Annotated in this window: 20 protein-coding genes; 14 read left to right on the forward strand and 6 right to left on the reverse strand. The window is 41.4% G+C overall.

Features of this window, described 5'->3' with window-relative positions; translation table 11 throughout:
- The first annotated feature begins 3 nt into the window (after positions 1–3).
- The 9 genes from secY (at position 4) to AC3Z9T_RS21090 (ending at position 5,275) form a co-directional block, all read left to right on the forward strand.
- Positions 4–1,329 (forward strand): preprotein translocase subunit SecY, encoded by a 1,326-nt coding sequence (gene secY / locus AC3Z9T_RS21050; protein ID WP_070928787.1) that lies wholly within the window; start codon positions 4–6, stop codon positions 1,327–1,329.
- 47 nt (positions 1,330–1,376) lie between these two features.
- A complete protein-coding gene (rpmJ, locus tag AC3Z9T_RS21055) occupies positions 1,377–1,493 on the forward strand; it encodes a 50S ribosomal protein L36 (protein ID WP_004265484.1) in 117 nt (38 codons plus the stop codon).
- Between the two features lie 145 nt (positions 1,494–1,638).
- The gene (gene rpsM, locus AC3Z9T_RS21060) at positions 1,639–1,995 is read left to right on the forward strand and encodes a 30S ribosomal protein S13 (RefSeq protein WP_004907144.1); all 357 of its coding nucleotides are present in this window, start codon (positions 1,639–1,641) and stop codon (positions 1,993–1,995) included.
- A 16-nt stretch (positions 1,996–2,011) separates the two neighbouring features.
- On the forward strand, positions 2,012–2,401 hold the full coding sequence (gene rpsK, locus AC3Z9T_RS21065) for a 30S ribosomal protein S11 (protein WP_002919257.1): 390 nt from the start codon (positions 2,012–2,014) through the stop codon (positions 2,399–2,401).
- 37 nt (positions 2,402–2,438) lie between these two features.
- Positions 2,439–3,059, forward strand: a complete 621-nt coding sequence (gene rpsD / locus AC3Z9T_RS21070; protein ID WP_004265487.1) for a 30S ribosomal protein S4 — start codon at positions 2,439–2,441, stop codon at positions 3,057–3,059.
- 25 nt (positions 3,060–3,084) lie between these two features.
- Positions 3,085–4,074, forward strand: a complete 990-nt coding sequence (locus AC3Z9T_RS21075) for a DNA-directed RNA polymerase subunit alpha (RefSeq protein ID WP_004926425.1) — start codon at positions 3,085–3,087, stop codon at positions 4,072–4,074.
- 37 nt (positions 4,075–4,111) lie between these two features.
- Positions 4,112–4,498: a 50S ribosomal protein L17 gene (rplQ, locus tag AC3Z9T_RS21080; protein WP_004907152.1), complete on the forward strand. Its 387-nt coding sequence runs from the start codon at positions 4,112–4,114 to the stop codon at positions 4,496–4,498.
- Positions 4,499–4,640: 142 nt separating this feature from the next.
- Positions 4,641–5,057: a Zn(2+)-responsive transcriptional regulator gene (zntR, locus tag AC3Z9T_RS21085; RefSeq protein WP_490128029.1), complete on the forward strand. Its 417-nt coding sequence runs from the start codon at positions 4,641–4,643 to the stop codon at positions 5,055–5,057.
- 17 nt (positions 5,058–5,074) lie between these two features.
- Entirely contained in the window at positions 5,075–5,275 is a 201-nt protein-coding gene (locus AC3Z9T_RS21090; RefSeq protein ID WP_490128018.1) for an alternative ribosome-rescue factor A, read from the forward strand.
- Between the two features lie 3 nt (positions 5,276–5,278).
- Here the strand turns inward: AC3Z9T_RS21090 and mscL are convergent, their stop codons facing one another.
- From mscL to def, 5 genes are all read right to left on the reverse strand, one after another.
- Positions 5,279–5,689, reverse strand: a complete 411-nt coding sequence (mscL, locus tag AC3Z9T_RS21095; protein ID WP_490128019.1) for a large-conductance mechanosensitive channel protein MscL — start codon at positions 5,687–5,689, stop codon at positions 5,279–5,281.
- Between the two features lie 99 nt (positions 5,690–5,788).
- Positions 5,789–7,165: a Trk system potassium transporter TrkA gene (gene trkA / locus AC3Z9T_RS21100; protein WP_070928783.1), complete on the reverse strand. Its 1,377-nt coding sequence runs from the start codon at positions 7,163–7,165 to the stop codon at positions 5,789–5,791.
- Positions 7,166–7,198: 33 nt separating this feature from the next.
- Positions 7,199–8,485: a 16S rRNA (cytosine(967)-C(5))-methyltransferase RsmB gene (gene rsmB, locus AC3Z9T_RS21105; RefSeq protein ID WP_490128020.1), complete on the reverse strand. Its 1,287-nt coding sequence runs from the start codon at positions 8,483–8,485 to the stop codon at positions 7,199–7,201.
- 72 nt (positions 8,486–8,557) lie between these two features.
- Positions 8,558–9,505 carry a methionyl-tRNA formyltransferase gene (fmt, locus tag AC3Z9T_RS21110; protein ID WP_490128021.1) on the reverse strand — a complete coding sequence of 316 codons (948 nt, stop codon included), beginning with the start codon at positions 9,503–9,505 and terminating at the stop codon, positions 8,558–8,560.
- Positions 9,506–9,528: 23 nt separating this feature from the next.
- Entirely contained in the window at positions 9,529–10,053 is a 525-nt protein-coding gene (gene def / locus AC3Z9T_RS21115) for a peptide deformylase (RefSeq protein ID WP_490128022.1), read from the reverse strand.
- A 132-nt stretch (positions 10,054–10,185) separates the two neighbouring features.
- On the opposite strand from def, the gene dprA reads away from it, so the two are divergent.
- Genes dprA through AC3Z9T_RS21140 form a run of 5 tightly spaced genes read left to right on the forward strand, consistent with a single transcriptional unit; the run spans position 10,186 to position 13,485 of the window.
- Positions 10,186–11,265, forward strand: coding sequence for a DNA-processing protein DprA (gene dprA, locus AC3Z9T_RS21120; protein WP_490128023.1), 1,080 nt, complete (start codon positions 10,186–10,188; stop codon positions 11,263–11,265).
- Positions 11,266–11,282: 17 nt separating this feature from the next.
- Positions 11,283–11,822 carry a DNA topoisomerase family protein gene (locus tag AC3Z9T_RS21125; protein WP_490128024.1) on the forward strand — a complete coding sequence of 180 codons (540 nt, stop codon included), beginning with the start codon at positions 11,283–11,285 and terminating at the stop codon, positions 11,820–11,822.
- A gap of 12 nt (positions 11,823–11,834) precedes the next feature.
- Positions 11,835–12,404, forward strand: a complete 570-nt coding sequence (gene tsaC / locus AC3Z9T_RS21130) for an L-threonylcarbamoyladenylate synthase type 1 TsaC (RefSeq protein ID WP_490128025.1) — start codon at positions 11,835–11,837, stop codon at positions 12,402–12,404.
- Positions 12,405–12,412: 8 nt separating this feature from the next.
- Positions 12,413–13,231 carry a shikimate dehydrogenase gene (aroE, locus tag AC3Z9T_RS21135; RefSeq protein WP_490128026.1) on the forward strand — a complete coding sequence of 273 codons (819 nt, stop codon included), beginning with the start codon at positions 12,413–12,415 and terminating at the stop codon, positions 13,229–13,231.
- The gene (locus AC3Z9T_RS21140; RefSeq protein WP_490128027.1) at positions 13,228–13,485 is read left to right on the forward strand and encodes a DUF1488 family protein; all 258 of its coding nucleotides are present in this window, start codon (positions 13,228–13,230) and stop codon (positions 13,483–13,485) included. The genes aroE and AC3Z9T_RS21140 overlap by 4 nt, the downstream gene beginning before the upstream one ends.
- Here the strand turns inward: AC3Z9T_RS21140 and AC3Z9T_RS21145 are convergent.
- Entirely contained in the window at positions 13,461–14,006 is a 546-nt protein-coding gene (locus tag AC3Z9T_RS21145) for a gamma carbonic anhydrase family protein (protein WP_490128028.1), read from the reverse strand. The two genes, AC3Z9T_RS21140 and AC3Z9T_RS21145, sit on opposite strands and share 25 nt — an antisense overlap.
- Positions 14,007–14,199 lie beyond the last annotated feature (193 nt).

Consider the following 14,199-nt stretch of genomic DNA (forward strand, 5'->3'; position numbering starts at 1 on the left):
CAGATGGCTAAACAACCAGGATTAGATTTTCAAAGTGCCAAGGGTGGTGTTGGTGAACTGAAGCGCAGACTTTTGTTTGTTATAGGTGCACTGATCGTTTTCCGAATTGGTTCTTTTATTCCGATTCCTGGTATTGATGCCACTGTGCTTGCCAAATTGCTCGAACAGCAACAAGGCACCATCATTGACATGTTTAACATGTTTTCTGGTGGTGCTCTTAGCCGAGCTTCTATCTTTGCTTTGGGTATTATGCCGTATATTTCTGCGTCAATTATTATCCAATTATTGTCAGTGGTTAACCCACGACTAGCAGAGATCAAGAAAGAAGGTGAAGCAGGTCGTCGGAAGATAAGCCAATATACTCGTTGGGGTACTTTGGTATTAGCAATATTCCAATCTGTGGGTATTGCAATGGGTCTTCCGAACATGCCAGGGATGCAAGGGCTAGTTATTGATCCGGGTCTCCCGTTCTACTTCACGGCTGTTGTTAGCTTAGTTACAGGAACGATGTTCTTAATGTGGCTAGGTGAGCAGATAACTGAACGAGGTATTGGTAACGGTATCTCAATCATTATCTTCGCTGGTATTGTTGCGGGTCTACCGCCGGCTATTGGCCATACTATCGAGCAAGCTCGGCAAGGCGATCTGCACTTCCTCCTGTTGCTGTTGGTTGCAGTGCTCGTATTCGCGGTAACTTTCTTTGTTGTGTTTATGGAACGTGGTCAACGTCGTATCGTCGTTAATTATGCAAAACGCCAACAAGGACGCCGTGTTTATGCGGCACAAAGCACACATTTACCATTAAAAGTGAATATGGCGGGTGTAATTCCTGCAATTTTTGCTTCCAGTATCATACTGTTCCCGGGTACAATAGCATCTTGGTTCGGTGATGGAACTGGCTGGGACTGGCTGACGACTATTTCTATGTATTTGCAGCCCGGTCAACCATTGTATGTGTTGCTTTATGCTTCTGCGATCATCTTCTTCTGTTTCTTCTATACGGCGTTGGTTTTCAACCCAAGAGAAACAGCAGATAACCTGAAGAAGTCCGGTGCATTTGTACCAGGAATTCGTCCGGGAGAGCAAACGGCCAAGTACATTGATAAGGTAATGACTCGCCTAACTTTAGTTGGTGCATTATACATTACCTTCATCTGCCTAATCCCGGAGTTCATGCGTGACGCAATGAAAGTACCTTTCTACTTTGGTGGTACTTCCCTCTTAATCGTGGTTGTCGTTATCATGGACTTTATGGCTCAAGTGCAAACTCTGATGATGTCAAGTCAGTATGAGTCTGCATTGAAGAAAGCAAATCTCAAAGGTAAGTAATCACTCTGTGTGATTATGGTTTGCTTAAGAAGTTACGGAGAGTAAAAATGAAAGTTCGTGCTTCCGTCAAGAAATTATGCCGTAACTGTAAAATTATCCGTCGCAATGGTAGCGTTCGTGTAATTTGCAGTGTTGAACCAAGACATAAACAACGTCAAGGTTAAGAAAAAGCATTTTTTTCTTGCAAAGTTGGGTTGAGCTGGCTAAATTAGCCAGCCAATCTTTTTTATCGAAGATACATTATTGTTTGAGTATCCTGAAAACGGGCTTTTCAGCACAGTAATGTATATTTTAACTTAGGAGTGCATAGTGGCCCGTATAGCAGGCATTAACATTCCTGATCATAAACATACCGTAATCGCTTTAACATCGATTTTCGGAATCGGCAAAACACGTTCACAGGCTATCTGTGAAGCAACTGGTATTGCTGAAAATGTTAAGATCAGTGAGCTGTCTGAAGAACAAATCGACAAGCTGCGTGACGAAGTTGCCAAGTATGTGGTAGAAGGTGACCTACGTCGTGAAATTACCCTGAGCATCAAGCGTCTGATGGACCTTGGATGTTACCGTGGTTTACGTCATCGTCGTGGTCTTCCTGTGCGCGGACAGCGTACTAAGACTAACGCTCGTACCCGTAAGGGTCCGCGTAAGCCGATCAAGAAATAAGTCGGGGTACTGAATAATGGCAAAGGCACCAATTCGTGCACGTAAACGTGTAAGAAAACAAGTCTCAGACGGTGTGGCTCATATCCATGCTTCTTTCAACAACACAATCGTTACTATTACTGATCGTCAGGGTAACGCATTAGGTTGGGCAACTGCCGGTGGTTCCGGTTTCCGTGGTTCTCGCAAATCCACTCCGTTTGCAGCTCAGGTTGCAGCAGAGCGTTGCGCAGAAGCCGTGAAAGAATACGGTATCAAGAACCTAGAAGTTATGGTTAAGGGACCGGGTCCAGGTCGCGAATCAACAATTCGTGCTCTGAACGCCGCAGGTTTCCGCATCACTAATATTACTGATGTGACTCCTATCCCTCATAACGGTTGTCGCCCACCGAAAAAACGCCGCGTTTAATACGTTTCGTTTTTTTTAGGACTGTTGGAGAAAGAAAATGGCTAGATATTTGGGTCCTAAGCTCAAGCTGAGCCGTCGCGAAGGAACAGACCTCTTCCTGAAGTCTGGTGTTCGCGCGATTGACACCAAGTGTAAATTAGAACAGGCACCTGGCCAGCACGGAGCGCGTAAACCGCGTCTGTCTGACTACGGTGTTCAGTTACGTGAAAAACAAAAAGTTCGTCGTATCTACGGTGTTCTGGAACGTCAATTCCGTAACTATTACAAAGAAGCAACACGTCTGAAAGGCAACACAGGTGAAAACCTGCTGACTCTGCTGGAAGGTCGTCTTGATAACGTCGTTTACCGCATGGGCTTTGGCGCAACTCGCGCAGAAGCACGTCAAATGGTTAGCCATAAAGCTATCATGGTAAATGGCCGAGTAGTTAACATCGCTTCTTATCAGGTTTCCCCGAATGACGTTATCAGCGTTCGTGAGAAAGCGAAAAAACAGTCTCGTATTAAGGCTGCTTTAGAGCTGGCTGAACAGCGTGAGAAGCCAACTTGGCTGGAAGTTGATGCTGCTAAGATGGAAGGTGTGTTCAAACGTATTCCTGAACGTACTGACCTGTCTGCGGACATTAACGAACACCTGATCGTCGAGCTTTACTCTAAGTAAAGCTTAGCACCAAAGAGAGGACACAATGCAGGGTTCTGTGACAGAGTTTCTAAAACCGCGCCTGGTAGATATCGAGCAAGTGAGTTCGACGCACGCCAAGGTGACCCTTGAGCCTTTAGAGCGTGGCTTCGGTCATACTCTTGGTAACGCACTGCGCCGTATTCTGCTTTCGTCTATGCCGGGTTGTGCGGTGACAGAGGTTGAGATTGATGGTGTACTGCATGAGTACAGCACCAAAGAAGGTGTACAGGAAGATATCCTGGAGATTCTCCTCAACCTGAAAGGGCTGGCGGTAAAAGTTCAGGGTAAAGATGAAGTTATTCTAACCTTGAATAAATCTGGCATTGGCCCTGTGACCGCAGCCGACATCGTCCATGATGGCGATGTCGAAATCGTCAAGCCGCAGCACGTCATCTGCCACCTGACTGATGAAAGCGCATCAATTAATATGCGTATCAAAGTCCAGCGTGGTCGTGGTTATGTGCCGGCTTCTGCCCGAGTACATTCGGAAGAAGATGAGCGCCCAATCGGTCGTTTGCTGGTCGATGCTTGCTACAGCCCTGTAGAGCGTATTGCCTATAATGTTGAAGCAGCTCGTGTTGAGCAACGTACAGACTTGGATAAGTTAGTTATCGAAATGGAAACTAACGGTACAATCGATCCTGAAGAGGCGATTCGCCGTGCAGCGACTATTCTGGCTGAACAGCTTGAAGCTTTTGTTGACTTACGTGATGTTCGTCAGCCAGAAGTTAAAGAAGAGAAACCAGAGTTCGATCCTATCTTACTGCGCCCAGTTGACGATCTGGAATTGACTGTCCGCTCTGCTAACTGCCTTAAAGCAGAAGCTATCCACTACATCGGTGATCTGGTACAGCGTACTGAAGTTGAGTTGCTTAAAACGCCTAACCTTGGTAAGAAATCTCTTACTGAAATTAAGGACGTCTTGGCATCTCGTGGTCTTTCTCTGGGCATGCGCTTAGAAAATTGGCCACCAGCAAGTATTGCTGATGATTAGGATCACAGGTTAAGGTTTTACTGAGAAGGATAAGGTCATGCGCCATCGTAAGAGTGGTCGTCAATTGAACCGCAACAGCAGCCACCGCCAAGCTATGTTCCGTAACATGGCAGGTTCTTTAGTTCGTCATGAAATCATCAAGACGACTCTGCCTAAAGCGAAAGAACTGCGTCGCGTCGTTGAGCCGCTGATTACTCTTGCCAAGACCGACAGCGTAGCTAATCGTCGTCTGGCATTCGCCCGTACTCGTGATAACGAGATCGTGGCAAAATTGTTTAATGAACTGGGACCTCGCTTTGCAGCTCGTGCGGGCGGTTACACTCGTATTCTTAAGTGTGGCTACCGTACAGGTGACAACGCTCCGATGGCTTACATCGAGCTTGTTGACCGTGCTGTTGAGTCTCAAGAAGCAGCTGCAGAGTAATCTGCCTGCTTTCAAGAAAACCGGGTATATTTGCCCGGTTTTTTTGTACCTGCTATTCTGTCTACTGCTTACATCCCTTTGACTTGGATTTTTTCATTTGAACCCTATTTACTCTATATGCGGAGTAGGAGTCTTTATGAATATGTATAAAATAGGCCAGATAGCACGTCTTGCTGATGTTACCCCTGATACCATTCGTTTTTATGAAAAACAAGGATTAATGGGACATAAAGTGAGAACAGAAGGTGGCTATAGGCTTTTTACTGACCAAGATCTACAGCGTCTTCGCTTTATTCGCTATGCAAAGCAGTTGGGGTTTACTTTAGAAGCAATTACTGAGTTATTATCAATAAGAGTTGATCCAGAGCACCATACATGCCAAGAGTCTAAACAAATTGTCGATCTTCGATTAGTTGAAGTTGAAAGGCGAATTCAAGAGTTAATTATTATGAGAGATTCATTAAAAATGCTTAGTTCAGCTTGTTGTGGCGAAGCGCATACATCGACATATTGCTCTATAATGGAGATCCTTGAAAAAGGTGCATCAAAGGTTTATTAATTAATAGAAGGTATATTATGAGTAATTATCAACACAAGCGTGGACAAATTAAAGATAATGCACTTGAAGCATTGTTACATGATCCGTTATTTAGACAAAGAGTTGAAAAAAATAAGAAAGGTAAAGGAAGTTATAATAGAAAAGGAAAACATAACAAGGGTAGTAACTGGGAGGCCAGTGGTAATCAGTTTTTTAACTTATTACCACTGGCTTTTTAGTTGTTACTTTTTATTTTGTTCTTTCAATAAATCGCGAATTTCAGAGAGTAATACTTCTTCTTTAGTTGGCTCGGGTGGCGCATCTGGAGCAGCTTCTTTTTCACGACGCACTTTATTCATGACTTTAATTGCCATAAAAATAGCAAAAGCGACGATTACAAAGTCAAATACGGTTTGTATGAACATGCCATAATTAAGAACGACTGCAGGTATATCTCCTTCAGCTGCCCTCAAAATAACACTAAATTGCTTAAAGTCGACACCACCGATTAATAAGCCTAGTGGCGGCATAATAATATCTGCAACTAATGATGAAACAATTTTACCGAATGCAGCACCAATGATGATACCGACAGCCATATCGACAACATTGCCTTTCATTGCAAATTCACGGAACTCTTTTAAAAAACTCATTTGACCCCCTACGTAAAATACTTTGATGTAAAATAAATATTTAGTTAACAAATTATAGTATCTAGTTCAATTAAGCTGCAAATAGAACATGTTTTTCTTTTATAAAAAGAAAGGACTTGGCTGGAATAATTTTTCTACATCGGGAACATACTTTTTATCAGTGATAAACATGATTACGTGGTCACCTTGTTCAATAATATGGTAGTCACTGGCAATAATTACTTCATCCTCTCGAACAAGTGCACCTATAATAGTTCCAGGAGGGAGTTTAATTTCAGAAATTTTCTTGCCGACAACTTTAGATGTATTTTCATCTCCATGAGCAATAGCTTCGATGGCTTCTGCGACGCCTCTTCTTAGAGAAGATACACTGACAATGTCAGCTTTACGGACATGTCCTAAAAGAGCAGATATAGTTGCTTGTTGTGGGGAAACTGCAATATCAATAACACCGCCTTGTACCAATTCAACATAGGCTGTACGTTGAATAAGCACCATTGCTTTTTTAGCCCCCATTTTTTTCGCAAGCATCGCTGACATGATATTAGCTTCATCATCATTGGTTAAAGCGATAAATACATCCATCTGCTCAATATGTTCTTCAGTCAACAATTCTTGGTCAGATGCATCTCCATAAAAGACAATAGTATCATGTAGCAGTTCAGCGAGTTCTGTTGCTCGCTGTTGGTTTCGTTCGATCAACTTTACGCTATAATCTTTCTCTAATCGCTTAGCTAAGCCAGCACCAACATTTCCCCCTCCCACGATCATAAGGCGTTTATATGGCTTCTCTAATCGTTGCAATTCACTCATTACAGCTCGAATATGCTGCGTCGATGCAACGAAAAAAACTTCATCTCCCGCTTCTATAATAGTGGATCCCTGAGGACGTATTGGACGATCTTGGCGAAATATAGCAACCACTCTGGCGTCAATATGTGGCATGTGTTCACGTAAACTGGAGAGTGCATTACCTACTAGTGAGCCTCCATAATAGGCTTTAACCGCAACGATGCTGACCTTACCCTCTGCGAAATTAACAACCTGTAATGCCCCAGGGTATTGAATAAGCTTATAGATATAATCGATTACTAATTGTTCAGGAGATATGAGGTAATCAATAGGGATCTGTTCAGGTAAAAATAGTTTATCTGCTTCGCGAATGTATTCGGTAGCTCTGATCCGCGCGATTTTATTGGGCGTATTAAAAAGACTGTATGCTATTTGGCATGCGATCATGTTAGTTTCGTCAGAATTAGTGACGGCAACTAACATGTCGGCGTCTTCAGCTCCCGCATCACGCAGTACCCGTGGGTGTGAGCCATGGCCATTAACGACTCGAAGATCAAATTGATCTTGTAATTGGCGCAAACGATCGGCATTCGTGTCAACGACAGTAATATCATTGTTTTCATCGACTAGATTTTCAGCAAGTGTTCCGCCAACTTGTCCAGCACCTAAGATAATGATTTTCATTGACTATTCCTATCTCAGACAAATTTCATGTGATTAGTTAGCTTGTTTTACTAAGCGCGCATAAAAAAAGCCATCACCACCTGCTGCACTTGGTAGTATTTGTAAGCCTGCATCAGTGCCATCGTTGAGTATAGCTTCAGGATGTTTTGCTAAAAAGCTTTTTACTTGATGGCTATTTTCTTCTGGCATCACGGAACATGTTGCATAAACAAGCGTTCCACCTACCTTTAAATAAGGCCAAATTGATTCAAGTATCTGAGCTTGGAGTGTCATTAACTCGTTAATATCAGAATCGCGTCTTAACCATTTGATATCTGGATGGCGGCGTATTACACCTGTTGCTGAGCATGGTGCATCAAGAAGAATACGATCAAATAATTGTCCGTTGGCCCATTGTTCAGGTTTTGTTCCATCACCTTGGATTACAACAGCATGTTGCTTGAGTCGTAACAAATTTTCTTTTACTCGTTTAAGACGATGTTCATCAATATCGACTGCCATCACATGTGCTTTTGGGGCGAGTTCTAATATATGTGTTGTTTTTCCACCGGGTGCTGCACATAGATCAAGAATAGTATCGCCGTTTTGTGGTTCAAGTAATTCTGCACAGCCTTGAGCTGAGACATCTTGTACTGTTGACCAACCATCTTCAAATCCAGGTAATTTCGTTACTGATGTAGGCTCAACTAGTCTTATTGCTGATGGATGAGTTGGATGTAGTTCAGAAAGAATATCTTTTTTTGCTAATAGTTCTTGGTATTGCTTAGTATTGTGATGCTGTGAATTAACTCTTAACCACATTGGCGGACGCTGGTTATTTGCTTCAACTATAGATTGCCATTCCTGTGGATAAGCGTGCTGTAGACGTTTTAGTAACCAACTAGGGTGGAGGTATTGGCTTGCGTTACCTGCACTACGTTCTTCGAGCTGAGCTTGTTGCCTTTGAAATGACCTGAGTACTCCATTGATTAACCCTTTCAATTGAGGTCGTTTTAGCGCTATAGCACCATTGACTGTCTCTGCTAGGGCTGCATGAGCTGGAATGCGAGTATAGAGTAGTTGATAGATCCCAACCATAATAAGGTAATGTAATGTTCTTTGCTTACCTGTTAATGGTTTTTCCATTAGTTGACTGACGAACCATTCCAACTTAGGTAAATAGCGTAATACACCAAAGCAAATCTCTTGTAATAGAGATTTATCTTTATCATTTATATTCTTCTGTAATTCAGGTAATACTGCGCTAAGAGATTGTCCACCATCGATGACTTGGCCGATGGCTACCGCTGCGATGCTACGCAAGTTATATGTATTTTTCATAAGTGAGGATGAATTCGTTAGTCACTAAAATAAATTTGCCTAACTATAATATCAGGCAAATTTATTGGTATTTTAATTAATTTGCTGGCCTGGGGTGAACCATTCACGGCGAGAGTTAAGCAGATCTTGTGCACTCATTGCTTTTTTACCTGGAGGTTGCAATTGAGTAATATTGAGCAGTCCATTAGCGGTTGCTATACATATTCCATTTTTATCTGCACTAATGATAGTTCCTGGTTTTTCACCATGTTTTTTAGCAATGGCTTCAGCATTCCAAACTTTGATAAGCTGCTCTTGAACCGTAAAATAGCTCATAGGCCAAGGGTTGAAAGCTCTAATGCAACGCTCAATTTGTTCTGCTGATAATTGCCAGTCAATTTTAGCTTCTTCTTTAGAGAGTTTTTCTGCGTAATTAGCTAATGAATCGTCTTGTTTCTCTGGTACACACTGATGATTAGAAATGAGCTCTAAAGTGCGAATCAATGCCTCAGGGCCGATAACAGCCAGTTTTTCATAAAGTGTTGCACTGGTATCTTCAGGCATAATTGGGCATTTTGCTTTATAGAGCATATCGCCAGTATCTAGCCCTTCATCCATCTGCATGATGGTTACGCCACTTTCTGCATCACCAGCCCAAATAGAACGTTGAATTGGTGCTGCACCTCGCCAGCGAGGTAGTAAAGAGCCATGAACATTCAAGCAGCCAAGACGAGGGATGTCTAAAACTGCTTTTGGTAAAATGAATCCGTAAGCAACGACAATCATCAAATCAGCATTGTGTTCTTTGATCCATTGATGGTTTTCTTCCTTTTTTAGCGTTGCTGGCTGGAAAACGGGTATCTGATGCTCTTCGGCTAATATTTTTACTGGACTAGGTGTCAATTTCTTTCCTCTTCCAGCTGGCTTATCAGGCGGTGTGAGAACACCCACTACTTGATGACTAGTCTCAAGTAAGGCCGCTAAGTGGCCTGCAGCAAATTCAGGCGTGCCTGCAAAGATAATTTTTAGCGATTCTGACACTGTTATTTCCCTGTATAAATTTATTAGTTAGCCGTTTTTGTTTCTTTTGCTCTCATTCTGTCCAGTTTTTCAACCTTCTGGCGGATGCGCTGGCGTTTTAATGGCGAGAGGTAATCAACAAACAGCTTACCAACAAGGTGGTCCATTTCATGCTGAATACAAATCGCCAATAAGCCATTTGCTTCGAGTTCAAATACTTCGCCATTATAGTTAAGAGCTCGTACTTTGACATTTTCGGCACGTGGAACAAAACCGTGTTGTTCAGGGATAGAAAGACAGCCTTCTTCAATACCCGTTTCACCTGATTTATCTAATAATTCAGGGTTAATAAGTACAAGGCGCTGATCTCGAGTCTCTGAAACATCAATAACAATGATCCGCTGGTGGATATTAACTTGGGTCGCAGCAAGACCGATACCTTCTTCTTCGTACATCGTTTCGAACATATCATCGATAATACGCTGGATTTCGGCATCAACTATTTCTACTGGCTTAGCGATTGTGCGTAAGCGTTCGTCTGGATAATGTAATACATTTAATACTGACATAAATTTTTCGAGCGGCGTCCAAAAAGTGAATAGGAATTAATGCCTATTCTAGACATTTATCGGCCATATTGACAGTATTGGTTACGAATTGTTCACTGATGAACATATTTATTATAAAGTCAGGGAGATGCCATGGATACCCAAGAAATTTGGTTAAGGATGTCTCAGGTAAGTCGGCTCTCGCCGAATCATGCAGTAAAAATTATTAATGAACTCATATTGTTGAGTCATATAAATACAACTGTTTTACAACAATGTGGGTTGAATGAATTACAAAGCTTACAGTTTATGCATTTCCCTTCAGTAAAGATAACGCAAGCACGAAAGTGGCTAGAGAAAGAAAAAAATCAATTGATCACTTTTAGTAGCCCACTATACCCATTGCTTTTAACGCAAATAGCGAGCCCGCCACTAGTGCTTTTTGTCATTGGGCGAAGTGAGTTACTGTCGCTAGCACAAGTTGCGATTGTTGGTAGCCGCAGAACCAGTGAATATGGGCGCAAATGGGCTGAGAAATTTGCTAGTGAATTTGTTCGTTATAGTTTGGCGATTACAAGTGGTCTTGCATTTGGTATTGATGCAGTTAGTCATCGGGCTGCTCTTGCTTCTAATGGTAAAACTCTCGCTGTTTTAGGTAGTGGTTTAGCTAACATTTATCCCAAGCAGCATACTGGTTTGGCTGAGCAAATAAAGGAAGAAGGAATTCTCATTTCTGAGTATTTTCCCTATGCGCCGCCATTAGCTAAGCAATTTCCCCGGCGAAATCGTATTATTAGTGGCTTATGTAAAGCAACCGTTGTTATCGAGGCAGGACTAAACAGTGGTTCTCTCATAACAGCACGTTATGCCATAGAACAGAATAGAGATCTTTTTACGATCCCTGCTCCATTAGGTAACCCAGCTTTTAGTGGTAATCATTGGTTATTACAAGAAGGAGCATGCCCATTAATTAGTCCAGAAGATATTAAACGTCATATTGATATTGGTTTAAATTGGTTACCATTAGAACCATTGTTTGAAGAAAAAATGAATGTTGAGTTTCATCAAATAGAACACAAAGTACTAGGTATAGTTGAATATCAACCGACATCTATAGATATGATTGCTGAGCGCACACAAATACCGATTGCGGAGGTTGCCTCTATTTTGACTGAATTAGAAATAGAAGGTGTAATAGCATCTGTTGCTGGTGGATATATAAAATTGAGTTAGTTGTCTAAGAGAAAATCATGTCAAAGCAATTGCCTTTTGAAACAGAGAAAAGTGAATTTTGCCCTGAGTGTGGTTCACAGCTTGTAATACGTAATGGTACACATGGACCTTTTTTTGCGTGTTCCACATATCCTCAATGCCATTATATTAAACCTATGCGTCCTTCTGCAGAAAGCCATATTATAAAGGTATTAGAAGGGCTGGAATGCCCTAAATGTGGGCATGATTTGGTTTTAAAGCAAGGCCGATTTGGTATGTTCATTGGGTGCAGTTATTATCCAGAATGTGAACATATAGAGCTTATTGATAAGCCCGATGAAACTAAAGTATCTTGTCCTCAATGTAAAACGGGACATCTTTTACAGCGCAAGTCTAGGTTTGGAAAAACATTTTACGCATGCGACAGTTATCCTACTTGCCAGTTTATTCTGAATAATAAACCGATCGTTGGCGAGTGTGAGTTTTGCCATTATCCATTACTTATGGAAAAAAAGGGGGCTCAAGGAGTAAGATTGTGTTGTGCTAGTAAACGCTGTGGTAAACCACAAAAAGAATAATGAGTTAAAATTATGCAAAATGAAGCTACACCTGCAATTGAAAATATTATTGCTTCCCTTAATAAAGAAGAAGTGATTGCTTATCCTACCGAAGCAGTTTTCGGATTAGGTTGTGATCCTGATAGCGAAGCAGCAGTTAATAAGCTACTTGAACTAAAACAGCGTTCTTGGGAGAAAGGATTAATCCTTATCGCTGATAACTATGAACAATTAAAAAATTATGTTGATGACAGTCAACTGACCTCTGAGCAAAAACAAGCCATGCTTGATAGTTGGCCTGGGCCTGTTACATGGGTTATACCTGCAAAAAAATCAACACCAAAATGGTTAACAGGGCGTTTTGATACATTAGCGGTAAGGGTAACTGACCATGAGTTGGTTAAATCACTTTGCCAGCAATATGGGAAACCACTAGTGTCAACGAGTGCTAACTTAAGTGGGCAAGAACCTTGCAGAACAACTGGTGAAGTCATTGAACAGTTTCAAGGGAGTATCCCTGTACTTGAAGGCACAGTCGGTGGACGTTTAAACCCATCAGAAATTCGGGATGCTAAAACTGGGCAGTTATATCGTAAAGGATAATCTATTTTATGGGGCAGTATGCGGTTTTTGGTCATCCAATAGAACATAGTAAATCACCAATTATCCACCAAATGTTTGCTGAGCAGGTTGGCATCTCGCTTAAGTATGAACGAGTGTTAGCGCCATTAGATGGGTTTGAACGAACACTGTCTGAGTTTTTTTTAATGGGGGGAAAAGGTGCAAATGTGACTCTCCCATTTAAAGAAAGGGCTTATCAGATGGTATCAGAGCTAACGGATAGGGCACAAGCATGTGGTGCTGTAAATACAGTTATGAAGCTCGGTGGGGATCGATTATTAGGTGATAATACCGATGGTATCGGATTGTTGCTAGATTTGGAACGACTCAATTTTATCCATAGCAATAGTCGCATATTGATCATTGGGGCTGGTGGCGCGACAAGGGGAGCTTTATTACCTCTTTTGGAATATGGTTGTGAAATTACTCTAACAAATCGAACTTTTTCCAAAGTTGAACAATTAGTTAAGCAATTTACGAGCTTTGGAAGAATTAACGGAATGCAGATCGACCAGATCAATTCAGCTGATTTTGATCTGATCATTAATGCGACGTCCTCTGGTGTAGAAGGCAAGATCCCTGTAATTAATTCCAGTATATTTTCAAAACATGTTGCTTGCTATGATCTGTTCTATCAACGTTCATTAACACCATTTTTATCTTTTGCTAGTTCATATCAAGTGAATAGGCTTGCTGATGGCTTAGGGATGTTAGTTGGGCAGGCAGCTTTTGCTTTTAAATTATGGCACGGTATTCTTCCTGAAATAGAGCCTGTTCTTCTTGCACTACATAAGGAACTCAAAAAGTGAATCAGGCAATACAGTTTCCTGATCGAGAGGAATGGGACGAAACAGATAGAGTTATTCGCTTCCCTGTATTGGTCAATGGCATGCTAGCCGAGTGTGTGATGTCTGATACATTACTTTATCACCGATATGGTCGTAGTGCTCAACCCATGAGCTTGTTTCAAAATAACCGTTGGGATATAGAAGAAGAGTTTGAAGCCCTGATTTCTCAAGGCAATGAGGCTGATAGTGTTTATTCGCTACCTGAGGAAAGATAATCATTTTTCCATTGAACGTAATTATTAGCGGAGTAACGAAGGTGCTCTAGTTCCTTCTCTGTAAGTTTACGTGCCGTTTTTGCTGGGCTACCTACATATAGGTAGCCACTTTCTAGCGTTTTACCTTGGGTCACTAAACTGTTAGCGCCTATAACAATGTCATCTCCGATAGTTGCACCATCTAAGATAATAGAACCCATACCTACTAGCACTCTATTACCAATAGTACAGCCATGTAGCATAACTTTGTGGCCTATAGTGACATCTTCGCCAATGATTAGTGGATTTCCTTGGGGGTTACTTTTTGATTTATGTGTAACATGGAGGACTGAACCATCTTGTATGTTAGTTCTTGCTCCGATTTGAATATAATTTACATCACCACGTAACACTGATAACGGCCAAATACTAACGTCATCAGCGATTCGCACATCCCCTATGACAACAGAAGAAGGGTCAATAAACACACTGGAACCCGTAGTTGGGTAAATTCCTAAGTAAGATCTCAAATGTTTGTTCATCGTAATGCCATTATTTTTAATGAAATGAAAAGAAGAGTATCGTTTATTCATACAATAAAGGTGTCGGATCCTCAAAGCTAGAAATATTGAAGGTACTTTTTAGTTCGTTTTATATACATTATGCTAGAAAAAAAAGCATTATGATGATTTTATCTTCAAACAATTATTTTTTTCAAAAAAAGGGTTGCCAGAA

This window comes from Providencia sp. 6390 (assembly GCF_058148425.1).